General features: G+C 43.8%; 20 protein-coding genes. 2 read left to right on the top strand and 18 right to left on the bottom strand.

What is annotated here, in order from left to right; all coding sequences use genetic code 11:
• Positions 1-106 precede the first annotated feature (106 nt).
• From F1644_RS18550 to F1644_RS18525, 6 genes are all read right to left on the bottom strand, one after another.
• A complete protein-coding gene (locus tag F1644_RS18550; RefSeq protein ID WP_118305738.1) occupies positions 107-682 on the bottom strand; it encodes a sigma-70 family RNA polymerase sigma factor in 576 nt (191 codons plus the stop codon).
• 56 nt (positions 683-738) lie between these two features.
• The gene (gene mutY, locus F1644_RS18545) at positions 739-1,809 is read right to left on the bottom strand and encodes an A/G-specific adenine glycosylase (RefSeq protein ID WP_118305739.1); all 1,071 of its coding nucleotides are present in this window, start codon (positions 1,807-1,809) and stop codon (positions 739-741) included.
• Between the two features lie 123 nt (positions 1,810-1,932).
• A complete protein-coding gene (locus F1644_RS18540; RefSeq protein ID WP_229782459.1) occupies positions 1,933-2,418 on the bottom strand; it encodes a Dps family protein in 486 nt (161 codons plus the stop codon).
• A gap of 131 nt (positions 2,419-2,549) precedes the next feature.
• Positions 2,550-4,169 (bottom strand): SusD/RagB family nutrient-binding outer membrane lipoprotein, encoded by a 1,620-nt coding sequence (locus tag F1644_RS18535; RefSeq protein WP_118305740.1) that lies wholly within the window; start codon positions 4,167-4,169, stop codon positions 2,550-2,552.
• Positions 4,170-4,181: 12 nt separating this feature from the next.
• Positions 4,182-7,271, bottom strand: coding sequence for a SusC/RagA family TonB-linked outer membrane protein (locus F1644_RS18530; RefSeq protein WP_168044433.1), 3,090 nt, complete (start codon positions 7,269-7,271; stop codon positions 4,182-4,184).
• Positions 7,272-7,439: 168 nt separating this feature from the next.
• A complete protein-coding gene (locus tag F1644_RS18525) occupies positions 7,440-9,545 on the bottom strand; it encodes a M3 family metallopeptidase (protein WP_124315780.1) in 2,106 nt (701 codons plus the stop codon).
• Between the two features lie 172 nt (positions 9,546-9,717).
• On the opposite strand from F1644_RS18525, the gene F1644_RS18520 reads away from it, so the two are divergent.
• Positions 9,718-10,917: a C1 family peptidase gene (locus F1644_RS18520; RefSeq protein ID WP_229782460.1), complete on the top strand. Its 1,200-nt coding sequence runs from the start codon at positions 9,718-9,720 to the stop codon at positions 10,915-10,917.
• Between the two features lie 49 nt (positions 10,918-10,966).
• On the opposite strand, the gene F1644_RS18515 is transcribed toward F1644_RS18520, so the two are convergent.
• The 5 genes from F1644_RS18515 to F1644_RS18495 form a co-directional block, all read right to left on the bottom strand.
• Entirely contained in the window at positions 10,967-12,754 is a 1,788-nt protein-coding gene (locus F1644_RS18515; RefSeq protein ID WP_168044435.1) for a vWA domain-containing protein, read from the bottom strand.
• A 10-nt stretch (positions 12,755-12,764) separates the two neighbouring features.
• Positions 12,765-13,613 (bottom strand): AAA family ATPase, encoded by an 849-nt coding sequence (locus tag F1644_RS18510; RefSeq protein WP_168044437.1) that lies wholly within the window; start codon positions 13,611-13,613, stop codon positions 12,765-12,767.
• 86 nt (positions 13,614-13,699) lie between these two features.
• Positions 13,700-14,389: a hypothetical protein gene (locus F1644_RS18505; RefSeq protein ID WP_168044439.1), complete on the bottom strand. Its 690-nt coding sequence runs from the start codon at positions 14,387-14,389 to the stop codon at positions 13,700-13,702.
• A 261-nt stretch (positions 14,390-14,650) separates the two neighbouring features.
• Positions 14,651-15,868 (bottom strand): peptidase T, encoded by a 1,218-nt coding sequence (pepT, locus tag F1644_RS18500; RefSeq protein WP_168044457.1) that lies wholly within the window; start codon positions 15,866-15,868, stop codon positions 14,651-14,653.
• A 118-nt stretch (positions 15,869-15,986) separates the two neighbouring features.
• Positions 15,987-17,954 (bottom strand): OPT family oligopeptide transporter, encoded by a 1,968-nt coding sequence (locus tag F1644_RS18495; RefSeq protein ID WP_087421681.1) that lies wholly within the window; start codon positions 17,952-17,954, stop codon positions 15,987-15,989.
• A 134-nt stretch (positions 17,955-18,088) separates the two neighbouring features.
• Between F1644_RS18495 and F1644_RS18490 the strand changes: the two genes are divergently transcribed.
• Positions 18,089-18,448, top strand: a complete 360-nt coding sequence (locus F1644_RS18490; RefSeq protein WP_373291458.1) for a DUF1622 domain-containing protein — start codon at positions 18,089-18,091, stop codon at positions 18,446-18,448.
• Here the strand turns inward: F1644_RS18490 and F1644_RS18485 are convergent.
• From F1644_RS18485 to F1644_RS18455, 7 genes are all read right to left on the bottom strand, one after another.
• A complete protein-coding gene (locus tag F1644_RS18485; protein ID WP_209279545.1) occupies positions 18,445-19,221 on the bottom strand; it encodes a glucose 1-dehydrogenase in 777 nt (258 codons plus the stop codon). The genes F1644_RS18490 and F1644_RS18485 overlap by 4 nt on opposite strands.
• Positions 19,222-19,745: 524 nt before the next feature.
• The gene (locus F1644_RS18480; protein WP_118305748.1) at positions 19,746-20,186 is read right to left on the bottom strand and encodes an FtsZ/tubulin family protein; all 441 of its coding nucleotides are present in this window, start codon (positions 20,184-20,186) and stop codon (positions 19,746-19,748) included.
• Positions 20,187-20,234: 48 nt separating this feature from the next.
• Positions 20,235-21,209 (bottom strand): FimB/Mfa2 family fimbrial subunit, encoded by a 975-nt coding sequence (locus F1644_RS18475; RefSeq protein ID WP_168044443.1) that lies wholly within the window; start codon positions 21,207-21,209, stop codon positions 20,235-20,237.
• Positions 21,210-21,330: 121 nt separating this feature from the next.
• Complete coding sequence (locus tag F1644_RS18470) at positions 21,331-23,007, bottom strand: Mfa1 family fimbria major subunit (RefSeq protein ID WP_087421678.1); 1,677 nt, start codon at positions 23,005-23,007, stop codon at positions 21,331-21,333.
• 113 nt (positions 23,008-23,120) lie between these two features.
• Positions 23,121-24,626 carry a DUF3868 domain-containing protein gene (locus F1644_RS18465; protein WP_168044445.1) on the bottom strand — a complete coding sequence of 502 codons (1,506 nt, stop codon included), beginning with the start codon at positions 24,624-24,626 and terminating at the stop codon, positions 23,121-23,123.
• Positions 24,627-24,629: 3 nt separating this feature from the next.
• Positions 24,630-25,205: a DUF3575 domain-containing protein gene (locus tag F1644_RS18460; RefSeq protein WP_168044447.1), complete on the bottom strand. Its 576-nt coding sequence runs from the start codon at positions 25,203-25,205 to the stop codon at positions 24,630-24,632.
• A gap of 25 nt (positions 25,206-25,230) precedes the next feature.
• Entirely contained in the window at positions 25,231-26,892 is a 1,662-nt protein-coding gene (locus F1644_RS18455) for a hypothetical protein (protein ID WP_168044449.1), read from the bottom strand.

The raw sequence follows: 26,892 nt of genomic DNA, 5'->3' as shown, positions 1-26,892 counted from the left end.
TTTTAACAGACATAATACAAATTAAACAGATCTGACATTACCACCTAAGTGATCTATAAACACGTAACAATAAACCAAACATAATACATCAGAGAATAGCAAGGGGTTAATCTCCCAAGCTCTTGGATAGGATAAGTAACAGAATCAATTCTTCATCTCCCTTTAATTCTTCCCGCAATATACGCATTCCATTACGTAACAACGTTTTCACCGTGTTTAGAGACACCTGTAACTCGTTGGCCGCATCCTGATATTTCATATCCCGCATCAGCACGCAATCCACCACTTTCCTCGTTTGCTCCGGCATCCGAGCGATAACAGTCGTCACCCGATCCACAATTTCCTGATTCAGCACCGTGGCCGTGTCTGCGGCCACGTCAATAGCCGTGTAATCCACCCGTCTACGCAACACATCCTTCTTGTGCGTGTAAGTGTAACAACTATTGCGAACAGAAGAAAAAAGATAAGAACTAAGAGCCTTTTCCTCGATATGCTTCAGATAATCATCTTCCCATAAACGCACGAAAAATTCCTGAACGAGATCTTCTGCCATCGTATCATCATCAATCAAACTTCCCGCATACAGCACGAGAGGCCGATAATATTGATCAAACAACATCCGAACTCCTTCCTTACGGTTCTTCACGAACACATCCAATATATCTCGATCACTTTTTCGCATTAGTGCAAAAATAAACTTTTTTCAACAGCGATCGACAAACAATGAACTTTTATTTCTTAAAACAACAAACCATCTCGCACTTCAAGATATGACTGAATTAATCGGGAAACGGCATATTCTCCCACCCGATCATCAGGCACTTTCAAATATTTTTCCATACTCTCTGAAAACGAATCGACCCGGATTTCATAAAATACAGGGTATATCACCCGATGAGACAAAACGTGTTTCTTTGCCACATACTCCCGGATAATTTCAACCTTTTCGATACCATCAAATAACTCTTGAAAAACAGCCATCCCGGACAATTCCTCCCACGTAACCGCACGTTCCGTTTCGATTAACGGGAACTCGTAGAGATTACGCCAAATATCATTCCCCGTTCGCTTAAATAAAAGGGTCATACCTTGCCCATGTATATACAAATAATTAAAATAACGGGGTTTCACCACGGTCTTCCCACTTTTCACGGGTAATCGCTCCACTTGCCGGGCGGCTAATCCCAGGCACTTCCCATTTAGAGGACAATGTTCACAATCTGGTGATTTGGGTATACATTGCAACGCCCCGAACTCCATCATTGCCTGGTTGAACAAATCCGGACGACGTTCATCCAACAGGGATTGAGCCAATGCCGTAAAATATTTCTTCCCTTCTCCCCCGTCAATGGGTAAATCTATATTAAACAACCGGGCCAATACCCGGAATACATTCCCGTCCACGGTTGCATAGGGTAACCGGTAGGCAAAAGAACAAATAGCCGCTGCCGTGTAATCACCAATTCCTTTCAACGAAAGCACTTCTTCACGTGTACGGGGAAAAACACCACTGAAATCATTCATGATCTGCCGGGCTGCCGCATGCAGGTTCCTAGCCCGGCTATAATACCCCAACCCTTGCCAGTACTTCATCACCTCGTCCTCATCCGCCCGGGCAAGAGCCGCCACGTCGGGAAATCGCTCCGTGAATCGGTTAAAGTACTCCAATCCTTGTACCACCCTAGTTTGTTGAAGTATGATTTCCGAAATCCAGATCAGGTAAGGATCGGAAGTCCTTCGCCACGGTAAGTCCCGTTTATTCTCCTCGTACCAACGAATCAATATATCGCTAATCTCTCTATCTTCCATCTCGTGTAATTATTCGCCACGAAGATACAAAAACATCGGATTAGAATATTATTATACACACAACAAAAGGGATCACCATCACAGCAATCCCTTTCCATTCACTAATAACAAAAAAATCTATCCCTATTCCAAATGGGCCCGGATCATCCAAGTTACTTTTTCTTTCTTCTCGATCATATCCTCCAAGAAATTGGATGTCCCGAAGTCCTTTGATCCTTCTTTCTCCATGGTTTCCAAATCGGTACGAATTTGTCGAATCACCTCGGCATTATCGTCCAGCAAAGCTGCCAGCATACCCTTTGCATCGGGAAGCGGTTTTTCATCATCATGTTCTTTGATACGATTATGCTCCAAACATCCCTTCAAAGAACCGATAGGACGTTCGTCCAAATCACGAACACGCTCGGCAATGCTATCTATATCTTCAATCAAGCCGTTATAAAGATCTTCCAAAAAAGTGTGATAAGACCTGAAACTCGGGCCCTTCATATTCCAGTGGTAATTCCAAGTTTTAGCGAGTAAAACAAAATGATCAGCCAACAGGTTATTCAAAATGGTTTTGCTGGATTTAATCATTGCAGCATCTAAACCGATATTTCCTTTCATCATAACTATAAATATTTAAAAGTTCGTTTTTATTTCGTTTTCAACACCTATAGAAACGAAAAGAACTTGATAAAGTTTCGATTTTATAGCCTAAAATTTTATATCTTTTTCTCTTGCCGCAATAAACAAGGTGCCTAAAAATTCCGTCCAGTATCCCACCACAAAGGAGTTCCGGCATGATCCGGACCTCCCAAGGCATCGACCAACATCTCGTATTGCCCGTTATCATTATCAAGAATAGAAGAGGGATAATTCAGACGACGAATCATCTTTTCCGTGTCAACACACCCGTTACGACTATTATTATACCGCACGGGGAATAATCTCGGATAACCTGTCCTTCGTTGTTCAGCCCATGCCTCGCAACCTTCCGGGAAAACTGCCAGCCATTTTTGCGTGATAATCCGTTCCAGTTTCATCTCGTCAGAGGCGGCATCATCCCAACGGGGAGTAACCAGACAACGAGCCTTGATATTATTCCCGGGGGTAAAGGCATCCTCGAAATCAGCCGCCCGACAATCACTCTGCAAATAAGTTTCCACATCGGGTACCTGCCACTGGGAGAATGAACACCGGATGCCTTGTTCGTAACAAATTCCGGGGTCCTCCGTCGTCCATCCCCGCAAAGCGGCTTCCGCCCGCAGAAACCAGACCTCGGCAGCCGTCATCAGAATCGGTTTCGTCCGGACATTCACGTATATTTTCGACAAAGCGGAATAAAGCGTGTGGGCAAACATGGTTCCTTGACGGATTCCCCGGTACTGCCCTTTCAAGGGGATACGAACCGAATCCCGTCCCTCCCGATCCTGCAAAAGAACATCATCGGGACAAGGCTCGAAAAAAGCCTCCCGCCGGGGATCATCAAAACCATTCAGAATAGATTCCATGGACGCATTCATGTACACCTCGCCCCACACCCGGTTAATCTCGCCCAACGGGTTAGTATATTCATTGTCTGTCGTCACGGCCACCTGTTGCGTGGGTTCTTCAAAAAAACCGTGGGGATCAGCGAAAGCGTCCACGAACTCTTGCCGGGCTCTATCCGGATCGGCCATTGCCATCCGGATTGCCAGACGCAAACGCAACGAGTTGGCAAACCGAATCCACGATTCGACCTTACCATCCAACAACAAGTCGAAACGGGAAAATTCAGGTGTGTAGCCAGCTAAATTCACGTGATTTTCCAATATCCCCACCGCCGTTTTCAAATCATCCAGAAAACGATAATAAACATCCTGTTGCGAATCCGGCAGGTATATCATTTTTTTATTTCCGAAACTCGTGTAAATGACAGGACCATAATAATCAGAGACCCGATGCATCACCTCCACTTTCAATATTTCAGTGACAGCATAGACGGCAGGGTATTTTAACCGGGTAGAATCCTCCAGTCGTTTAATCTGGGGCATGATGTAAGCGTAGGTATTCTCCCACAACGTCCCGTTCCACCCGTCTTGCAGATTATAATCGGAGTTATGACTTCCACCGTTTAGAGGTTTGTAATCGTGCATGTACCCGCTAAACATATCGGCACTCAGATTCTGCATCAACTGATAAGGCCAATTCTTCCCCTTCCCGTAATCATAGTTAAAATAAATCCCTTGCTGAATCACGTTTAACGGTATGCCCAGGTGATTCAGATCGACTTGCATATCCTCATCCGTGATTCCCGTATTATCCGTGTTCAAGTCCCTGAAACGTCCCGTGCAAGAGACGAACATCAACCCCATTATCATGTAGATTAAACCTCTCATTCTTTCTTCCAATTAAAACATGACACGTAAACTGAATCCCATACTTCTCGTGGTGGGCATCCCGTACACTTCTATCGCTTGGTTATCATTCCCCGTGGAAAGAATCAGATCCGGGTCAAAAGGCGCTTTCTTGTATATAAAAAATAAATTTCGGGCAGTAAAAGCCAGCTGAATATCCCGGAAAAACTTCGTTGCCTCCATCCAGCGCTTGGGGAAGGTATAGCCCAAAGCCAACTCCCGCAAACGGAAATTAGTGGCATCATACATATAATATTCCGTCACCCCGGCACGTCCCCCGACGATAGACTTGTAGAACCCTTTCACGTTAGTAATCTTCTCTCCTTCCAGCATCACGTACCCCTTGTCCCGTGCATCCCCGGTAACTTTTGTCACCCCGTACATATCCATGTCGGCCTGTGTCTGCGACAACACTTTACCCCCGTACCGACCATCTACCAGCAAGCTCAACACCAATCCCTTCCAAGAGAAAGTGTTCGTCCATCCCAACGTGAAATCCGGATTAGCATTTCCCACTTTCACCGTGTTCCCATCTCCTTCAATCATCGGCAATCCTTGATGTTCCCCATCCGTCTCGTAAAGAATTTTCCCGTCAGCATCCCGCTTGAACGCCTTACCGTATATATCCCCGAAAGACCCTCCTTTCTTCAATTTCATCGCGAAACTGGATGAAAAACCATAAGGCCCGTATTGAAACACGGGTAACTCGGCGTGCAAACGAACCACTTTATTCTTGTTAAAAGCGTAATTTATTCCTGTCTTCCAACTGAAATTTTTAATCTCAACCGGAGTACCCTCAATCATCAGCTCGACACCTGTATTCTGAATATTTCCAGCATTCACGTAACGATAGGCATACTCGTCACCATCTTTTGCCGGTAATTTGAAAAACTGATTCTTGGTATGCGTCTGATAATAGGTAAAGTCAACGTGCAGGCGAGAACCAAAGAATTTCCATTCCGTTCCCACCTCCATTGACAAGCTCATCTCCGGCTTCATCTCTTCAAAAGGAGCCGCATCCGATGCCTGTATTCCCCCTCCGGCCAGAACGTGAGCCACGGGATTCGTGATATACAAGGGAATGTCATTTCCCACCTTACTCCACGTGGCCCGCACCTTACCACTCGTCACCTGTTCGGGTAATTTCAGCACCCGATTCACCAACCATGAAAGACCAACGGACGGATAGAAAAAGCCTCTCGATTCCCTGGTCGTGTACGCTAAAGTAGAACTCCAGTCATTCCGGGCTGAAACATCCAGAAATAAATAATCTCGAAACCCTACTTGTGCCGTGAAAAACAATGACTGCATCTCCCGGACGGCATCAATCTGCTCTGAAATATAGGCAGATGTATTCATGTTTATGTTCGCTATATTAAACACGTTAGCGAATTTCAAAGAGGCGGTCTTCGAATCGTATCGAAGTTCATTGACTTTTTTCCGGTTAATACTGGCCCCTAAAGATACATCCAGCGAAAAGTCATTAAACTTTCCTTTATAAGTTCCAATCACATCCCCGTACGTTTGCACCTGTTCGTTCCCGGAATCTATATAACGCCCGTTATCTCCTGCCAGCGCGGGAGCCGTCGAGGCATAATATTTTTGACGGAATTTATCGTTCACGTAATCCACGTTTCCACGGGCCTGAACTGAAAAACAATTTGTAATTTTCAAGTTCAATGCGAGGGAAACAATAGCCCGTATTCGTTGATCCCGGCTCGTGATCCGCTCCTGTATCCAATATGGATTCTGCTCGAAATCCTCTGTCGGGGCATGCCAATTCTGCACGTTCAAATGCCGATCTTCATTCCATACTTCAAAATGTTCTTTATATTCGGTTATATCCATTCCCCGGGGGAAACGATACAGACCAACTAACGGATTCATGTAGAATCCTCCCGGAACAGGACGATTTTTCACGTGCTGACTCAATAGATTCACATTCCCGTCTATTTTCAAACGTCCCTCGTAAAATGTCGCCGTTTCCCGCAAGTTAATATTGTGTTTTGACAACTTATGATTCTCCAGAATCCCTTTCCCCGTGGTATTAGCATACGAGAAATAAGTTTGCACTCGCTCATTCCCTGTCATGAAGGACAAAGAGTGAATCGCTGTTACTCCCGTCCGGAAAAAAGAGGGTATCGGGTTACCCGTGGCTATATTCTCTCGCTCTCCCCAACTCTCGATTTCATCGCTCATCCCGTAATGATTCTGCAACTTTGGTAACATCATCGCCTTATCAAAAACCACGCTGGAAGTGAAAGAAACCTCTTGTTTCCCGGCTGATCCTTTCTTCGTGGTAATCAAGATAACCCCGTTGGCAGCCTGTGTCCCGTAAAGGGCCGCAGCCGGGGCTCCTTTCAAGATGCTGATACTCTCTATATCTTCCGGGTTCAAATTAGAAATTCCATCTCCGGCATCCCGATTTCCCGCATCAGCCGTTCCCCCGATAGCCGTGTAAGGTTGTTCACTGCTTTCGTTCAACATCGGTACCCCGTCAATCACGTACAACGGTTGATTATTCCCGGCCACGGATCGACTTCCCCGCATCACGACTTTCACGGAGCCACCCATTCCCGAAGAACTCCGGTTCACTTGCATTCCGGCCACTTTTCCCATCAACGCCACGATCATGTTCGGATCTTTCACCCGGACTAACTCATTCTTGTTCACCTGAACAGTAGCGTAAGACAAGGCCGATTCTTTCTTTTGCAATCCCAACGCTGTCACGATCACGTCATCCAAAAGAATATAATCATGCTCCAATGTGATAACGAAATCGGTTCTCCCGTCAATCGGGATGATCTGGGTTCGATAGCCGACAAAAGAGACGATCAACGTTCCATGCAAATCTACCTCAAGCGAGAATTTCCCTTCCCGATCGGTAGTTACCCCGTTCATCGTTCCTTTTTCAATAATATTGACCCCGGCTATCGTCTCGCCTTGTACATCATACACGACTCCTGTTACAACAGCACATTTTTCATTCCGAGCCAATGAATCAATTCCCCGTACCACGGCAAACAGTCTTCCACCCTGTACAGATAATAAACAAAGCAAAAGAACAAATACACGCACACACATCGCAATAAGTTTATAAAGTCCATAAAGTTCATAATGTCAAAAGTTTTTGGTATCCTTCAGACTATTTATTGGCAACAATGCCATCATGAACAAATCATCCACAAGGATTCACAAACTTTACAGACCTTATAAACTTTATAAACCTTACGAACTTTACGGACTTTCCTGTTATTTCAATCCTCTCTTATGCAACAAAGGATCTTCTGACGGTTCCTGACCACGGAATTTGATATACTGCTGCATAGGGTCAGCATATCCGCCTTCTGACAAGACATATTTTCTAAACTTGGCTGCCAGCTCTTTGTTATAAATATCCCCGGAAGATTTGAAAGCCTGGAAAGCGTCAGCGTCCAGCACTTCGGCCCAGAGATACACGTAATATCCGGCACTGTAACCGCCATCAAAAATATGAGAGAAATACGTGGAACGATAGCGAGGTAATATCTCTTTGATCAAACCGTATTTATCCATAGAGGCCTTCTCGAAAGCGTTCACGTCAAAATCTTTCACTTCTGTATTAGAGTACCAATCCATATCCAGTAAAGCCGCAGCCACGTATTCTACCGTCGCAAATCCCTGATTAAAATGTCCGCTCTCCTGAATCTTCTGGATTAACGCATCCGGCATAGTCTCGCCAGTCTGGTAATGTTTTGCATACATTTTCAACACTTCCGGTTCGCTCGCCCAATTCTCCATCACCTGTGAAGGTAACTCTACCATATCGTGAGGAATAGTACCCGCAATCCGCTGGTAATCGCCACGAGTAAAGAATCCGTGCAAGGCGTGTCCGAATTCATGGAACATCGTTTCCGTGTCATCCCAACTCAACAAAACGGGAGCATCCCCCACGGCCGGAGAGAAATTATAAACCACGGAAACTAACGGCATTTCTTCCTGTCCGTTCACTTTCGTGTAGTGACGGAATTCGGTCATCCATGCTCCTGCTGACTTGCTGGCACGAGTGTAATAATCCAAATACAAAATTCCGAGAGAAGTTCCGTCAACATCTTTCACCTCGTAAGTCTCCACTTGTGGGTGATATAACGGAATATCCGTTCTTTTATGCATGGTGATTCCATACAATTTATTGGCAACCGCAAACATTCCATCCCGCACGTTTTCCAATTTCAGATAAGGAGCCATCTCGGATTCGTCCAGATCATATTTCTGTTTCCGCAACTTCTCCGCGTAATACCACCAATCCCAACTTTCCAGTTTAGACGTCATTCCTTCTTTCGTGGCAATAGCTTGCATTTCAGCCAATTCCTGTTTGGCAACTTTCAATGCCGGTTCCCACACACGTCCCATGAAATCATAGATAGCCTTCGGGGTTTTGGCCATGTTCACATCTACCACGTAAGCGGCATAAGTGTCAAATCCCAACAATTTAGCTTTTTCCGTTCTCAAGTTCACCATTTTAGCTAACACGGCCTTGTTGTCATTAGCATTGTCATTATTTCCGCGCATATAATATCCCTTGTACAACTTCTCCCGCAAATCACGATTTTGGGCATACGTCAGGAAAGGAATCATACTTGGTTTTTGAACCGTGAAAACCCATTTACCTTCCATTCCCCGGTCTTTAGCCTCGGCCGCAGCGGCGGCAATAGAAGTTTCCGGAAGTCCGGCCAAGTCTTTCTCGTTATCAACAACCAACGTGAAAGCATTTGTCTCTTTCAATAGGTTATCACCATATTGCAAACTCAATTTAGCCAATTCACCATTAATCTGCATCATCTTAGCCTTATCGGCATCATTCAGATTCGCACCACCACGCACGAAATCATTGTAATACAGTTCCAACGTACGCAAAGCCAGAGCATCCAATCCCAAAGTCTCCCGTTTATCGTACAATGCCTTGATCCGGGCAAACAATTTAGGATTCATGTTAATCTCATCCCCGTGGGCTGTTACGGCAGGACTGATTTCCATGGCTAATTGTTGCATTTCATCATTCTTCATCGCCTCGTACAGGTTAAAGAATATCGATGAGGTCTGATTCAGCAACTCCCCGGCTTTATCAAGAGCCACGATCGTGTTCTCGAAAGTCGGTTCTTCCGGGTTATTCACGATAGCCTCAATTTCTGCCTTGTGTTGTTTCATACCTTCCTCGAAAGCCGGCTTGTAATCCGCCGGTTTTATCTTATCAAAAGGCGGAGCTTGAAACGGGGTTTCAAACTTCTGCATTAACGGGTTGTTTACCTGCTTAGCTCCATCCTTACAAGACGTTACTAATGCGGTAACACTCAAAAGTAATATAACGCTCTTTTTCATGAATAAAGTAATTTATATTTAAGTATATTTCTCCCCACGTCCACAAAAACAAGGTAAAGATATAGATTATCCGCTACAAAGCATTCGTTTTGCCGGTAAAAGATTATTTTTAGTGTATGCAAAATTTTAATTAACTTCGCCACCAAAGTAAAAATACCAAAATTAATCAGATATGATAAAACATTCGTTCTTATGCATGGTCATCCTGCTTGTTTCTATCAGCACGGCCGTGTTTGCACAAAAAGGCGGACCTCGTTCCGGCTACAACTTTACAACAGTCGTTGACTTGAAAACGACCCCGGTGAAGAATCAACAAAGCGTGGGAACCTGCTGGGACTACGCAACTCTCTCATTCTTAGAATCAGAATTACTGCGCAAAGGCAAACCTGTCTATGATCTCGCAGAACTTTACGTGGCTAAAAACGCCTACTTCGAGAAAGGATTACGTTACGTTCAATTCCACGGGAAGACAAACTTCAGCGAGGGAGGACAAGCTCATGACGTAATAGATATGATCAAAAAGTACGGAATTGTTCCGGAAGAAGTATATACCGGATTGCAATACGGACGAGACTTTCACATTCATGCAGAAATGGTGGCTGCTTTGCAAGGAATCCTTGACGCCGTGAACAAAAATCCGAACCGACAGATTACTCCCGTGTGGACAAAAGGTTTCATGAGATATATCGAGGCTTACCTGGGTGACACCCCGGAAACATTCACTTACGAGGGCAAGGAGTATACCCCGCAAAGTTTCGCGGCATCCCTAGATCTAAACTTAAATGATTACGTGGAATTGACTTCTTTCCAGATGTACCCTTTCTACGAAGAGGTGGAACTCACAATTCCCGATAACTGGATGCACGCCCGTTACTACAATCTACCGATTGACGAGTTAATGGAAGTGATGAACAACGCCTTGAAAAACGGGTACTCCGTATGCTGGGATGGAGACGTAAGCCACAATGGTTTCAGCCACCCGAACGGGTTGGCCATTCTCCCGACCAATAACCCAGAGGAAATGATCAATGCCGAGATCGACAAGTGGACCACACTTAGCGCAAAAGATCGGGAACGTAAAATGCAGTCTTTCGAATCTCCCGTACCGGAAATGAAAGTAGATGACAACAAACGTCAATTCACTTTTAACAACCGCCAGACAACAGATGATCACTTGATGCACATCACCGGAATGCTAAAGGATCAGAACGGAACGATCTATTATAAGACCAAAAATTCTTGGGGAGAAGATCGTAACCCGTTCGGTGGTTATCTTTATATGTCCGAACCATTCTGTCGCTTGCAAACCGTGGCAATCATGGTTCACAAAGATGCTATTCCGAAAGCAATACGTAAGAAATTAGGATTATAATAAGAAATGAAAAAACAGCATCCAAACCGATGCTGTTTTTTTATTATCGTTAAAACGAATTATCATCCGCTATCGACATGAATTTCTTACGAATCCACTGAGAAATCTTCGTTGTGATCTCCGGACCGGAATAAGGAATAAACTCTTCATACATATCCGCCTGTTCGAAATTATCAATTCCCACGGACAGAACCTCGATTCCTCTCTTCTTTCCTTCCCGCACAACCTCCCACACGTGTTCACGGGCATCCTCCCCGTCATATCCCGTGGCTGAGGGAGCCCCGTCGGAAATCATGAAGAACAATTTATTCTTAGCATCCGACTTGAACTTATCAAAACAATACAGCATGGCATACCCGTCAGCATTGGCATTTAACGCTTGTTGAGAAAACAGTTTTCCCAGTTGCAGTTTTTCGCCCCGATCGTGGAAACGAATAATCTCGATGCCCTCATCTCCACAGCGATGCCCGTATATCGAGTAATACACCACGTTCGGATACTTGTTGAAAGCCAAGGCTAACGCAGAAGAGATCACAATTTGCGTAGAAATCTTGTCTCCCGTACACATCGAACCAGACAAATCCAAAAGGATAACCACTTCGAGTATAGCCGAAGGAGCCATTACTTCCTCGAAAAATATATTCCGGTTATATCGGGATTGATACAATTCATCCTCATCCAGCTCCCCGGAATCCTGCTCGTATATTACCCGGCTACGATCCATTTTCCCGGAAAACATGGCCAGACTCAACTGTATTTTCGCCGCCAGTTCCTTTGCCCAGTTCAATAAATCATCCGAAATTTCGGCCACATCAGCCTCGAACTCTTCGATACGGTCACAAATTCCCAATGTTCCCTTCCATTCCAGCTTTGACCGTTCCGGACTCACGTATAACTGGGTCGAAAAGACAGGCTCTTGATTCAACGTTTTCCGCAAATCACGAATAACGGATTCAGCCATTTTAATCTGCTTATCCGTCTTGAAATCCTCGATCCCCTTCATCGCCTTCTTCATCTCCTGCAAAAAGAAATGATCCGGACATATCTCCTTTTCTTGAAACAACTCGGTCAACATTCCCGCGTACCAAACAACCTCCTTGTAAGTCAATTCCCCGTAATCTTTGATCGATTTCAAGATCGCATTCACTTGCCGTACTTTCCCGTCATTACCGGGAAAAGACAATACTTCCCGCATATAATTACTCTCGTCCAGAAGATTCGGGTACAATATTTTAGAACAGATATAATCATACAAAGCCTCGGAACCATCCATTCCCCGATGTACACCATCTTCACTCTGTCCGCCATAAAATCCCATATAATGTTCCACGGCATTCAATCCCATCGCCAACCCCAACTTACGAGCCGCATACAAATAATAGTGATAACCGGGAAAATCCTTTACGAGTTTCGACTCCACTCGCCGATCCTCAATAAAATGAATCATATCATAATGCATTGGCGTGTAGCGCAATTCATCGTCACTCAACTCTGCAATATCTTTTCCCGTGTAAATCAGATGTGCCAACTCGTGAACGAAATACCCAAAAAAGACAAATACTCTTGTCTCGTCCGACACGCCCAATCGCAACAATTTTAAATTCAGGGCAATATGCTTGGGATTCATCGACAGACTAGGAACCCGGTTAGAAAGTACCATTTTAGGAATCTCCCCCGTGACATGAAAAGCGATCCTTGCGCATACCGGAACCAATTTCAATAAATCCGTGGTTCCCAAATCCCGATCCAGTAAATTTCGAGCCATGGGAAAATTTCCCCACCAATCCCGGTCGATAAACTGCTCGTCATATATCTCTTCTATCCGTCGATAATCCATGACCGCACGTTCAAAGGGTCTGTATTAAGGAACGAGCCACCGTCTCTTCCCCTGTAATCACGTAGTTTGTGAGAATCACCCGCTCGATCACCTCATCCAGCCTGTACCCTAACGGGATATAAGCCGCCGCATCCAGCACCTGACGAGTCGAAAGTGAAACGGATAGCGTTTCTTTCTGTTCGGCCAAACGTAACACCTCGGCTACCTTGGCCAATTGAGTAGCCGCATCACGAGACACCTTCGGGAACCGAGCCCGAATCAATGCAGCCTCTTCCGTCGTGGTCAAGTAATTTAATCGAACTTTGATAAAACGATCTTCAAAGGCTGTATCCAAACGCTGCGTGGAAACATAGGCAAATCCCACGTTACCTGCTGCCACGAAAAGCACATTTTCGCCTTTATTATAGCGTTTCCCGGAATCCTCATCATAGATATACGATTGTTGACGGTCCAAGATAGTCATCAGGAAATTCGCCGCCACCATCGGGGTACGTGTCAACTCATCTAAGAATATTAACGTTGGTTTAGTCGACACAAAAGCTTTGAAAAACTCCGAACGCACCGCTTTCGTTTTCCCGTCATCCCCGATAATCAATCCTCCCACGAACATCTTTTTCGGCTTAAAAGCCTGCCCCATATCGAAAGCAAAATACTCCATCCCCATGGCATCCGCCAATTCCTTAGCAATGGAAGACTTCCCACATCCTTTCGGACCGAGTAAAAAAGGATACCGCTTTAAATAGAGCGTGTGACATAAAAATTCCCACGTCTGAACGGGAATACACAAACTATCCGAATGTTTCGGCGGGGTAAAAGGGAAAAGAGTAGCCTGTTCGGCCATGGACATATTATTTTTCATGTTTTAAACCTTACTTTATTAAGGTGTAAAATTAATATTTTCTTGACGTCAAACCTTGATAAAAATCAAGCAAACGATATTTACTTTCAATCAAATCGTTGATAAGTGTAGTAATATTCAGTATATACAACACCATCAACCCCATACGAATTACACGACAAAAGATTCCCCGCCTCATCGTATTTATGATCTTTAAGCACGTGTGCGGGTTTTCCATCTTGATATTCCTCCTCCAATATCAAGTAACCCTCGGAATCATAAGAATACTCCCACGTAGTAGTAAGCGTTCCAAAACTCAAATACGATGTCACCGTGCTTTTTTCTATTTTCCCAGCCCTATTATAAGTAGCCTCATATTTCATTTTAAGTTGCCCGTCTTTATCAACATCATGAACCAAAAGTAAATTCCCAGAATTGTCATACTTGTAATTCGTATGTACCCCAAGAACCTCGTCATTGAGGTAAGAAAGCTGCTGAATTTCACGATCCTGTTCATCATACGTGTATTGTGTCAGGTAATGGTCTGTCTCCGCCCCGTACCCGCTCTCTGCTATCGGAAGAAAAACTTTGTCCTCCACCAATATCTTTCCTGACGCGGAATAAGTATAATCCATCGTTAACCCTTTCCTCCCATCCGGGGCAAAAGCTTCCCAATGCAAAACTCGTCCCTGTTCATCATGCTTGTAATTTTTCCTTTCCTCCACGTTTTCACCATCAACGTACAAGATAAAACTATCTTCATACCCGAAATCGTTGTAAGTATAGACCTCCTTCATCTCTTTACCCTTTTGGTACTCAGTTGGCAACATTTTTACAGTCCTAGTCAATACTAAATACCTTGGTTGAGAAGGCTTGTTATCACTTTTCTCGCATGAACAAATTATACATGCGAAGATGAATAAGGTTATGAATTTCTGCATATCTTTTTGTATTTCTACAAATATATACATTTAAATCCTAAAATATCTATTATTCCCCATAAAAAACACCCCAAACTTAACAAGATTGGAGTGTTTGTATTTTTTATCGAGTTAATTCTATTCTGCCCAAAGCTGAATCAAGTTCAAAATCGTCTGCTGCGCACGTCTCATCGTGTCCAGAGAACAGTACTCGAACTTACCGTGGAAGTTCATTCCCCCGGTGAATAAATTCGGACAAGGCAATCCCATGTATGAAAGACGGGCGCCATCAGTACCTCCGCGGATCGGACGGACAATCGGGGTTACCCCGGCTTGTTCCATAGCCTTGAACGCCTTATCGATCACTTCCGGATGTGGCTCAACCATCTCACGCATATTATAATATTGATCCTTCAAGGTTAACGTCAACACACCTTCGCCATACTTCTGAGTCAACAATTCTACCACTTTCATCATGAATTGTTTTTTAGCCTCAAACTTCTCCCGGATATGATCACGAATGATATAGCTGATTTCCGCATTCTCCACGGAACCGCTCAATCCTACCAAATGATAGAAACCCTCGTATCCATCTGTATGCTCCGGACGCTCCCAGGCAGGCAACAGGCTATTCACCTCGGCTGCTACCTGCAAAGCATTAATCATCTTATCTTTAGCATAACCCGGATGCACGTTACGTCCTTGAATAGCAACCTTGGCACTGGCGGCATTGAAGTTTTCATATTCCAATTCGCCCTCGAACCCACCATCAATGGTGTAAGCGAATTTAGCGCCGAATTTTTCCACGTTGAAATAATCCACTCCCCGGCCCACTTCCTCATCCGGAGTGAAACCGATACGGATCTTCCCATGTTTGATTTCGGGATGTGCCATTAGATACTCGGCAGCCGTCATGATCTCGGCAACACCCGCTTTATCGTCAGCACCCAACAAAGTTGTCCCGTCGGTTGTAATCAACGTGTGTCCTTTAAATGCGGACAATTCCGGGAAATCCTTCACCGTCATCATCAGATTTTCGTTCAAACGAATATCCTTTCCATCATAATTCTCGATAATCTGCGGTTTGATATTCGCCCCGCTCATATCCGGACTCGTGTCCACGTGAGAGATAAAACCAATCACCGGACGATCCTCATATCCCGGAGTAGCGGGAATTGTACCCATAGCATAGCTATGCTCGTCCATCTCCACCTCGGTTAACCCAAGAGATTTCATTTCCTCTACCAAGTATTGCAGCAACACTTTCTGCTTTTCGGTAGAAGGGAAAGTCTCGCTCATTTCGTCACTTTGCGTGTCGAAACTCACGTATTTCAAAAAACGATCTTTTAAATCCACCATTTTTATTTTAGATTTTAAATTTTAGATTTTAGATTAAAACGGCTTAATCATTATTTTAGATTGCAAATTTCCAATTGCATTGTCCAATTTAAAATTTACAATCTAAAATTTAAAATTAATCTGTCAGTTTAGCTTTCATAGAATCGTAGATGAAGTAAAGGATGATCAAAATATACATCACGACAGCCAATACTTCAGCACCACTCCAAGTGATAAACCAGTCTGCACCGCAATATTTCAGAATAGCACTGATCACACCCATTAAAGCCCCACCGGCAATAAATCCGGAAGCAATTAATGTACCGCGTTCACGGCGAGCTTTATTCACATTCTCGTCTTTACTACGAGTACCCACGTACCAGCTAACCAAACCACCAATCAACAGCGGGGTATTCAAATCCAACGGGATAAACATTCCTAGAGCAAAAGCCAATGCGGGAACACCGATCATCGTCAAGATCAATGCCAAAGCCGCTCCGGCAAAGTACAACAACCAAGGAGTTGCTCCACCTTCCATTAAAGGCTTGATCACGGCAGCCATCGCGTTTGCCTGCGGGGCAACCAACGCGTTCTCTCCCACGAAACCATAAGTCTGGTTCAACACCATCATTACACCGGCAATCGTGGCGGCAGAAACAGCCGTACCCAAGAACTTCCAGCCTTCCTGTCTGGCAGGAGTTGTCCCCAACCAGTAACCGATCTTCAAGTCGGTAATGAAACCTCCGGCCATAGACAGTGCGGTACAAACCACCCCACCGATGATCATGGCAGCCATCATTCCGCTCGTTCCGCTCAACCCGGCACTAACCAATACCAGCGAACTCAAAATCAACGTCATCAACGTCATTCCGGATACCGGATTCGACCCCACGATAGCGATAGCGTTTGCTGCCACCGTCGTGAACAAGAAAGAGATAATGAATACAATCAAGGTAGCGATGATCGTGTGAGTTAAATTACCCAACACGCCAAATTGGAAAAACACGAAAGTAGCGATCAGCACGGAGATAATCCCGGACAGGATGAACTTCATGGAAATATCACGCTGTGTACGCTCCACCACACCATCTCCTTTTTTCTTACCACCCAATTCACTAACGGCCAAACCTAAAGCCTGCTTGATAATACTGGAAGAACGGATAATACCGATAACACCGGCCATGGCAATACCACCGATACCGATATGACGGGCATAATTCGAGAAGATCTGCTCCGGGGTCATATCCCGCAACAACACTGTAATTCCCTCACCAACAGCTAATGTCTGTCCATCAGCGAAATGGCTGATAAAAGGAATCAATACGAACCACACGGTGAAAGAACCGGCACAAATAATCGCCGCATATTTCAACCCGATAATATATCCTAAACCGAGTACTGCCGCACCCGTGTTCACTTTAAACACCACTTTCATCTTGTCGGCAAGCACTTCTCCCCATCCCATGATACGGGTAGAGATTCCTTCTGCCCACCAACCAAAGGTACTCACACAGAAATCATAAAGACCTCCGATCAGACCACTCACTGCCAATAATTTAGCCTGGTTACCTTTCTTTTCACCGGAAACCAGAACTTCCGTGGTTGCTGTTGCCTCCGGGAAAGGATATTTCCCGTGCATATCTTTCACGAAATATTTCCGGAAAGGAATCAATAACAAGATACCCAAAAAACCCCCGAACAGAGAAGAAAGGAATATCTGGTAAAATTGGGCCTCCAGTCCTAAAATGTAAAGAGCCGGTAGCGTAAAGATTGCCCCGGCCACGATTACACCGGAACTAGCTCCGATAGACTGGATAATCACGTTTTGTCCCAACATATTTTTCTTCCCCAACATATTGCCCACACCAACAGCAATAATAGCGATAGGAATCGCGGCCTCGAATACCTGTCCTACTTTCAGTCCAAGGTAAGCTGCTGCCGCGGAAAAAATGACCGCCATGATAATACCGAATGTCACGGAATAAGGCGTAACCTCCTTGGGCTTCGTGTTCGCCGGCATCATCGGCTTGTACTCCTCGCCCGGGGCGAGCTCCCGGTACGCATTATCCGGGAGTGAATTCATTTGTTTGTTCTCTTGCTCCATTGTTTCTTTATAGTAAGTGATTTATTTTTACAACACCCCAAAGATAACGATTTTAGCGAAAAAACGGGAATTGTAACAACCTTTATACAAAAAATCCGTAATTACGACATTATAAATACCATATTATGAAAATCATGTACTATCTTGAAATATTATCCACGGGAATCAGCGTCATCAGCCTGATCATCGTTATCTATGGGGCGATAATTGCTTTTTGCGCGTTCATCCGTAATGAATCCCGACGTTTTACCGGAAAATACTCGTTCACGGCAACCCGTGAACTTCGTGCCGATCTAGGAACTTATTTACTATTAGGCCTCGAGTTTTTGATTGCCTCCGATATTCTAAAAACGGTTCTGGAACCCAGCTTGAATGAATTGGCCATACTTGGGGGAGTTGTAATTTTACGGACGATCCTGTCCATTTTTCTCAACAAAGAAATCAAAGAATTACAAGTACAAAAAGAAGGAACGGGTGGTCTCGAAAAGGATTAATCCAACGTTTGGACACCGCCCCCGTTCACGAATAACACCTGCCCCGTGATCCAACTGGAAATCGGTGCTGCAAAAAAGAGGACCGCCCCGGCAATATCTTCTATTTCACCCAATCGCTTGATTGGCGTGTGTTCCAACATCTTTTTCTCGATCTCCGGAGTCAGCACGGATGCGAGTGCTTGCGTTTCCACGGCTCCCGGTCCCACGGCATTAATCCGTACATCGGGTCCGAAATCCATTGCCAAGTTGGCAGTCATGTGATTCAAAGCCGCTTTTGACGAGGCATAGGCACTCATGTTCGGACTCCGGTTGATACTCCCCATGGAAGTAATGTTCACGATCGAACCGTAACCAGATTGTTTCATATAAGGTACGGCCAACTGGCACAATCTCCAAGCACTGAACACATTTACCTTGAAAATATGTTCGAAATATTCCACCGTCACCCGAAAAGGATTTTCACGGCCTCCCCCGCCAACTCCCACGTTATTCACCAGAATGTTCAATTTACCGAACTCCACGATGGTCCGTTCCACGAGATTCATCAAATCCGCATCTTTCGTCACGTCACATTTCAGAGCCAGAGCCCGGCGCCCCATTCCACGTATATCTTCAGCCACCTCTTCGGCCGCTGCCAGATTCACGTCACCAATCACCACATCAGCGCCCGCCTCTGCCAAAATACGGGCACTCCCGCAACCGATACCATTACCGCCTCCCGTCACAAGAGCCACCATTCCCGTCAAGTTCAACATTTTATTCAAATCCATCATCTTTCTTGTTTAATTTTTACACATTACGCTTTTCCCCCTTTCAAGGTTACTTCGAAACGAGAAAATTCCAAAAACAAGCGACGGGAAACGCTATCTATTTCACGTATTTTCAATCTTTCTGAGATAGGTTTACTCTAGTTTACAATAAACTTTTTCAGGGTAATAACCGTGTTTACCCGTTGCATATTCAATGCACTTAGGGATTAAAGACGTATCAACTTCGCTACAAAGACGTATCAAAGACGTTCGTGAACGTCTTTGATACGAACTTGATAGGCTTTTACTCTATGATTATCTGGTAATTACCTTAAGTACTCATTCCTTCTTCACTTGATAACGGGTAGTCCTATACGCATTCTTGCATTTAGGAATTCACATTTCACTACAAAATTGTATACAAGTACCTTAAGTTACACTTCTATGTATTTTTCTCTTTGCCAGAAAAGAATACCTATCACGGGAATCTTGAAAAAGATTTCCGTGAATACTCTATTTTATATGACCGTTCAGAATCTCTCTGGTAATTACTTCCACCCGGCCAACAATAATATTTCCAATTGATTCCCTAATTCATCATTACGCCCGGCTCCCCAAACCATTTCTACTTCATTTCCAACCTTTTCCTCAAAATAATTCATTACCCGGACCAATTCATCCATCATCAAATCCTCCGCACCATATTCAATGTACATCAAATACCTAGCATGATCCGCTTCTTCGACAACCGATCCCAATTTTGTCAGCACATCTCCAATTGCATCTATGGCTCGACTTTCGCCGACTCCCGTCCCGATCTTCAACCGAAACTTATTATTACCATCCATAAGATGCTCCACATCCCCTCGATCCAGACCTACCAAATTCTCTCCATGCACGAGAGGAACAAGGTCTTTTATAAATACATTTCTTAATTCTTCAACTGTAAGTGACGAATTATTAAACAATTCTTCCAATCTTTTTTCCATGCAATATTATTGATTACCATTTTCTCAAAAATAATCAATTTTTGGAAATTACAAAACCTCTCCCTCATCTTGAATGTGCCACGTCCAATCATTAATGATCACTTGCACGGCATGCCATAGACCTTCCCCGTTCTCCCCGGCAAAATAGAAAACAACATCCCATTCATCCTGACGATCAAAATACTCTTGGGTACTCCAATTACGCCCGGCCATCATGGTCTTGCTAAAATAATCGGTAAGACTTATATTAAACACCGGTTTATTCGTGGCTTTTTCCGTCACGACAAAGCGAGTCGGTCGATCATCCATCAAACGCATCGTGTTCAATTCCACACCGATGGCTGCAGGACTGATCTGTTTGCTATAATAGGGACGAAAACTCAACTCATCATCATCTTTCAATTGATTCTGATGATCAAGATACCCGTTCGATTCGAGAATCTCGTAATCATAATCATCCACGGCAAACCCACCCCCACTATTCTCCGGTTGCTGAAAAATAAATCTCACCGTGTTCGTGTTCTTAATCAAGTTTATCGTCTCGACAAGATTCACGTTCCCGGTAAAATGAATATCATTGATTTCACCATACCAGAGAGGTTCCAACGCTTTATCAATAATAAGCGAAGAAGTTCTCTTCAATTTCAATTCCAAATCCGTGATTGACTCACCCGGGGCTAATTGCGGGACATCATACGAATCATGTACCCCCGCCCAAGCCATAAGCTTGTACTCTCCCAAAGGTAACGCCACGGACATCTGGTAATTACCGGTAGCTAACGCATCCCCCTCTTCGGCTTGTTGGAAAAGGAATTTGCCATCCTTGTCGAAAACATAGAGTTCCACTTTATCCACCTGTTTATGAAAAGCGCAGACGGATAGCATGTTATAGTCATATTTAAACTTGACAAACAAACGACACTCCGGCAAATTTTCATTAAAGGCATCACAGGATATGAAAATCCCTGTACCAATCATCAGAAGTCCAATGATCAGTAAATTTACATGACTTTTGAAATTCATTTCTTTCTTTTTTGGCATTCCATTTTACCAATGGCAAACAACATCCCCTCAATTTCAAGAGGTATTAAGTTTGCGAGGGACAAGAGTTGTCCCTCACAATTTAGTAGCATTATCGAACAAATTACAGTTCTTCAGTTTGAGTATACCAAGTCCACGGGTTAACATTGATTCTGATGGACAAATAATTATCCTCATCTTCATCTTTGGTACCCGGATCTGGTTCCGGAATATTCGGATAACCGGGATTATTTACCCTGGAAATATTCACGTCGTAAACAGAATTACGAACCACTCCAAATTCTCCCAGTTCGTTATACACGTCCCCGGAATCATCATGCTTGATCATGATCGGGTAGTAATTCACTCCGCCCACGTAGTATGAAACAGTACCGTGACGATCAGCGCCATGAGTTGTTACTGCATTTTTCTTTACATTAAAAGCATCAACAATATCTCCAGCTTGTTCCTCCGGACTTCTGGCATTATTTCTATCAATAGGAACTTTCACTTCATTAATTGCCTCCAAATAATTATTTAAAGCGTTTGTAAGTGCCGTATTGTGAATGATCGTGGGATCATTATCTTCACTTTGAAATTTGAACGTCAATTCCGCTTTAATATAATCCATCAGCAAATTCCACGTGTAATAACCACCATTCACCATAAGCCAGTCTTTTCCCGGATCCAACGCACCCGCGTTCACGAAATCTGCAGGATTATCATAAACGTTTTTATCAGGAGTTTGTAATCCTTTCGGAGAGAAAATAACTTTGAATAACACTTGGGTCGTATAAGCCCATACATTATGATCTTCAGTTTGAGTATTCTCTAGACAATATTCTGCATTATCCGAAGAAGCATCTGTCGGGTGCCACGCTCCTGCGGGAACATCCGTTGCATCCAGATAGTAGTTATAATCTTTCAAATAGTCTGTGAAAGCCGGAGGCAAAACTGTTGGCTGATTATCATAGTTCGGATCTATTCTATACGAACCTAATTTATACTGATCGAAAGGAGTAATACACCCTCTCGGTTGAGTTTCATACCAAGTTTTTTCACGTTTCGACACGGGGAAATACTTCTTGTTCGTTGCGTTCAATACCCAACCAGGTTCAGAAATATTAGCCTTCGTGTTATTAGAGGAAATACCAGTATTGTCTGTATATACCCTTACTTTTGCAACAGCACGATCAACATTGATGGAAAGGGCCTGACTTTCAGCTTTAGAGGCTGAATTATAAAGGACCAAATTCGCATCCGTCCCATCCGTATTCGATGCTGACGGTTCCAAACCACCTTTGGCATTACTCATCATAAAATACTCATCGCCAGAAAGAGAGGCAACAGCAAGAATAGCTTGATTAAAAACGGTATATGTGGTTGTCCCCACAGATGTTACGGGCAAATCCGGACTCGGATTCGCAATAATCAAAATTCGTTTGGATGAAGCAGGCACTTTAAAAGCTTTTCCTTGATCACCTTCCGGCTGATTCGGATTACCAGCTTCTTGATCTGTTCCAACTGTAAATGTTTTATCCGCTGTTACTTTTTCACTTCCATCAAAGAATATAGCCCGGATTTTTTTCACGTTTGATTCTTTGGTTGTTCCTATTATTTTATCAGGATCGTGTAAAGCCCGAGAAAATGAGGTCGTCGGGGGTCCCACGTTTAACGCAATCCAAGCCTCTCCAGTAGGATCAGTTACGATCCCATCATCATCTTGATCAATATGATCATTGGTACATGCCGCGGACAACAACACTAAAAGTGCCGCGACTAAAAAATACATCTTCTTCATAGTTACAAAGTTTAATTGAAAATTGGTTTACTTATTAAAAATCGGTTCGTTTGTTTTTATATTATTAATATTGGTTGTTTTCTCAATTCAATGATTGATAATTTCGTTATTCATTATTTTTTTCTTGACTTTATTTCAAGATCGGTTTGTTCTCTTTTTTCAAGTTCTTCCAGATTCTTCCCGGCAACCTCCAGTCCTGCATCCACCGCTATCTGCAAATACTTCCGGGTAGACTCGTAATCGTCCTTAAGCAAAGCTAACACTCCCGCCGCATTGGCATATTCCGGTAACTCCCGGTGTTTTACCTGATCCAAATATCGTTCTGCCGTTTCAATATCCCGGCGAGAAAGAGCTGCCACCGCCGCATTAAGCTTGGCAATGTCATCCTCAGGGAATAATCTCACGGCTGTCTCGAATACGTTGATAAACTCTTTCGAGCCATTCGGATAAGTATTTGCCACCAAGTACATCTCGTTAAGACTCAAATTTTGCGGCCGCACTTTCATAATCTCTTTGGCCTCCTCCACGTTGAAATTCTTAACGTGATACTCCACCTTACAAATAGCGACACGCAATTTGGGATAAACGTTTCTAAGCAAATAACGATAAGGCGCACCTCCCTGCAATCTCATCAAACGATCTTTCCGTTCCTGCCCATCGTAATCATCAATAATCGATTCTACCGCTACTTTATAAGGTTCGTCAAGATTCGTCAATGCCTTACGCAATCCTTCCCAGTTTTCACCCCCGAAAACGACATGATAAAGGGAAGGTGCAAAAGTGTAGCGTCTTGACAAATAGTTCTTCAATGCCAAAGCCCTTCCTTCCGACAACCGTTTATTACCAGCCAGAGACCCCTCGGGAGAGGCATAACCAATAAGATCCAAGCGATTAATCGTTATATCTTGATCGACACGTAATTCATCAATCATTGCCCGAATCTTCGCCAATTCCACGGGATTATTCATGTATTCCGGTTGAATATAAGTCTGATTCACCTCGAAATCCAGAAAAGCCTCCACCTGTTTCTCCCGGTTCTTAACGGGTTCAGGCACGGGTTGCACGTAAGCCATGTGGGGGATCACCCGATAAGGTTCCGGAATGAAATCCAATCTCACGGAATCGACAGTTTCCACTTCCATCCAAGCAATTTCCCCGCAACCGCACTCATCCTTTTGGACATCCAAGTACGCTTTGGCCATCCAAGGCTCGTAAGGCACGGTATGTCTATACTGAATCGTCCGGCTTTCAGGTTTCACGTTTCTCTCAACCAGATAAGGTATTGCACGATCCGAACGTTCCGAGTTACTCATCAAAGCAAGTATTCGCTCGTAAGTTGCATACTCGTTACGTCCTTTAAGCGAAACTTTCGGGAGTTCCAGCGTGTCGGAAGACGCCACTAAGCAAGGAATAATATCAACGGCTCCGGCAGACTTCACTTTAACCTGATCCAAGATAATATCCATCTCCACGTAAAGCATTTCACCCGCTTGTAACACCCGCACCGGTTTTACACTTATTGTTCCCACATAAGAGGGTCTTGACTGGGCCATCGAAGTTAATGTTCCCAATAAAAGGACCATCAACACGCAAGCCATATATCGTAACATGATTCTCATACTTTACTTGATTAAATAGATTAATGATATACCAACTTTCGTGGGGCCGAAATAATCACGATTACCGGATTTTAGCCGGGTACCACATACCGCACAAGGATACTTGTCATAAACGATCCGGGCATATCCTAGCCCGAGAGTAGCCTCTATACCCCAACGTCTTTTTAATATCCAAGCATGACCGATAGAAATCCCGGCACCATAAAGATGTCCCTCGTAACGGTTCTGTTGCATATTCTCGCTTATGAAAGACCAATGGGGTAAACTACCTACATTAAAATCTGCATAATGAGCATGTAACCCGATAAAAGTACGCCTGAAACGCTCGCAGAACCAGTAACGAACTTCAGGCTGTATTCCCCAGTGCCGTAACCGCATACCATCGCTAAATTTCCAAGGATTCATGTTCACGGGAATATCAAGCGTCCACTTCCGAGCCAAGCCGAGTTCCACCCCAAGATTAAAAGTAGCTGTTGCATCATATAGCAGGTTACTTTTTACCGCAACTTTCTGTGCCTGCATTTCGGAAATGGCACAACAAGCAAGTAAAAAAATAAATATCAATCGTAGTTTCTTCATAGTTTCATTTTATAGTTGATTCACATCAAGAGGCTATTACCGCTTGAGTTATATAAACTTTTATTCTTTGAGTTGAACCTTTACCTACCGCAACATATACAACTCCCACTCTCTTGCCAGATCCATTCCTCTCTACATTCAAGTTGATCTTTCCATCATCCACGTATATGTAATCCGGATCATTACGTACCCCTCCTTCCCCGGGAGATAATTTCAGCCAAGTATGACTCGCGTAATCTTCCACTTGGGCGGAAACATAATACCCGTTATCAATAAACTGGTTAATTACTCTCGCCACACCGGATAGCATATCGTTCCTTCTGACCGTTATTACTTTTCTCAGATTACCAAGATATAGTTCGATCTCTCCCGAGGTGAAACCGGCCAGCATCTTTATTTTCACCTCGTAAGGAGAATCTGTTGAAACCGGGATCCTACCATTAGCAGGAGAAACAATCTCCAGTCCACTCGTAAGCGAGGTTATAGTCCTTTTATCCGGGAATTCTGTTTTACAATCCGTTATCATGGTAAAAGCGGTATAGGTGTCACTTGTACCCGCAGAGGCGTAAATCTCGAAATGAGAATTGGTCACCCCTAGATAATACTCGTTATTACTCATGATCTCGTAACCCGCTTGATCCTGTACCAAAATAGTATAATTCAGATTGGTATTAGATGCCAACGAAGCTTTTACATCTGCAATTGTACCGTATCCCATCCCTTTAACAGAAGTAATCGTGAAAATGTATTCCGTGTTACGCTGAAGATTCAACATATCCAGGTGATCATCCACAAGAGCCATTTTGTAAAAGAACGGATCGTTCATATAACGTCCCCGAATAATAAGATAGGTATTATTTGACAATGTATGTGTCTCGTAAACATAAAGGGGATTATTCCCTGTCGTTTGCTCACCCACAACGATCGTTTCTGCATTCGCAATATTTGAACTATACAGATTATCTACTCTATATTCCACTAAATTTCCAGCTCCAATACTTTGTTTCAAGGTTCCATTTAAATTATATAATCTTGACTCTTTAGCAACATTTGTCACCGTTGTAATTCCCTCCAATACAAAATCCGGGTCTGTGTTCCGTACAATGATTTTCCCGACAACACGTTTCAATTGTACTTGGGGTATTGTCACGCTGGCATCGATCTTAGTCACATCAACCAAATCGCTCATAGGCAATTTTTGTCCGACATAAGGCACCGTCGTTTGCGGATCGGTCAATGCTGCCGTAAGCAAGTTCTCACTTGCATAAGTAAGTGTCTTATTTTTCAGACAAGTATTAAAATTCTCCGCGGTAAATGCATATAACGTGTTTCCCACATAGAAACCACTTGACTGATTCGCCAGTATCAATAACCGACAAGCCACGGTTTGTTCCGTCAGGTAAACGTAAGTTTTACCGTTAAGCTCATCAGCCTGAACTGCCTCCACAAATTCAGCATCCCCATTGGTTCCTCGAAAAACAAGTACCCAAGGTCGTTGGTCTACATTAGTTTCATCCGCCCCGGCCCGGGAAACAGGCAGCCCGTAGGCCCCAATCCGGGTGAAAAGCTCAAACCTGATCTTTTCTTCCGTGACCACAGGCCCACCTCTCTCCTCTTCCCGTATTGAACAAGTCGAGAAGGATAACAGCAGCGTGAATAAAACTAATATATATCTATACTTATACAT

Origin of the sequence: Butyricimonas paravirosa (assembly GCF_032878955.1) — a bacterium.
Classification (GTDB): Bacteria; Bacteroidota; Bacteroidia; order Bacteroidales; family Marinifilaceae; genus Butyricimonas; species Butyricimonas paravirosa.
This window is presented reverse-complemented; position numbering and strand designations above follow the sequence as displayed.

Coding starts and splice junctions, on each gene's coding strand:
- F1644_RS18530 (WP_168044433.1), bottom strand. CDS start 7,271: ATGTGTGTGCGTGTATTTGTTCTTTTGCTTTGTTTATTATCTGTACAG.
- F1644_RS18540 (WP_229782459.1), bottom strand. CDS start 2,418: ATGATGAAAGGAAATATCGGTTTAGATGCTGCAATGATTAAATCCAGC.
- F1644_RS18465 (WP_168044445.1), bottom strand. CDS start 24,626: ATGAGAATCATGTTACGATATATGGCTTGCGTGTTGATGGTCCTTTTA.
- F1644_RS18480 (WP_118305748.1), bottom strand. CDS start 20,186: ATGGAAAAAAGATTGGAAGAATTGTTTAATAATTCGTCACTTACAGTT.
- F1644_RS18490 (WP_373291458.1), top strand. CDS start 18,089: ATGTACTATCTTGAAATATTATCCACGGGAATCAGCGTCATCAGCCTG.
- F1644_RS18520 (WP_229782460.1), top strand. CDS start 9,718: ATGATAAAACATTCGTTCTTATGCATGGTCATCCTGCTTGTTTCTATC.
- F1644_RS18505 (WP_168044439.1), bottom strand. CDS start 14,389: ATGAAGGAGGTCTATACTTACAACGATTTCGGGTATGAAGATAGTTTT.
- F1644_RS18475 (WP_168044443.1), bottom strand. CDS start 21,209: ATGAATTTCAAAAGTCATGTAAATTTACTGATCATTGGACTTCTGATG.
- F1644_RS18485 (WP_209279545.1), bottom strand. CDS start 19,221: ATGATGGATTTGAATAAAATGTTGAACTTGACGGGAATGGTGGCTCTT.
- F1644_RS18455 (WP_168044449.1), bottom strand. CDS start 26,892: ATGTATAAGTATAGATATATATTAGTTTTATTCACGCTGCTGTTATCC.
- F1644_RS18525 (WP_124315780.1), bottom strand. CDS start 9,545: ATGAAAAAGAGCGTTATATTACTTTTGAGTGTTACCGCATTAGTAACG.
- F1644_RS18495 (WP_087421681.1), bottom strand. CDS start 17,954: ATGGAGCAAGAGAACAAACAAATGAATTCACTCCCGGATAATGCGTAC.
- F1644_RS18470 (WP_087421678.1), bottom strand. CDS start 23,007: ATGAAGAAGATGTATTTTTTAGTCGCGGCACTTTTAGTGTTGTTGTCC.
- F1644_RS18460 (WP_168044447.1), bottom strand. CDS start 25,205: ATGAAGAAACTACGATTGATATTTATTTTTTTACTTGCTTGTTGTGCC.
- mutY (WP_118305739.1), bottom strand. CDS start 1,809: ATGGAAGATAGAGAGATTAGCGATATATTGATTCGTTGGTACGAGGAG.
- F1644_RS18535 (WP_118305740.1), bottom strand. CDS start 4,169: ATGAGAGGTTTAATCTACATGATAATGGGGTTGATGTTCGTCTCTTGC.
- F1644_RS18510 (WP_168044437.1), bottom strand. CDS start 13,613: ATGAAAAATAATATGTCCATGGCCGAACAGGCTACTCTTTTCCCTTTT.
- F1644_RS18515 (WP_168044435.1), bottom strand. CDS start 12,754: ATGGATTATCGACGGATAGAAGAGATATATGACGAGCAGTTTATCGAC.
- F1644_RS18550 (WP_118305738.1), bottom strand. CDS start 682: ATGCGAAAAAGTGATCGAGATATATTGGATGTGTTCGTGAAGAACCGT.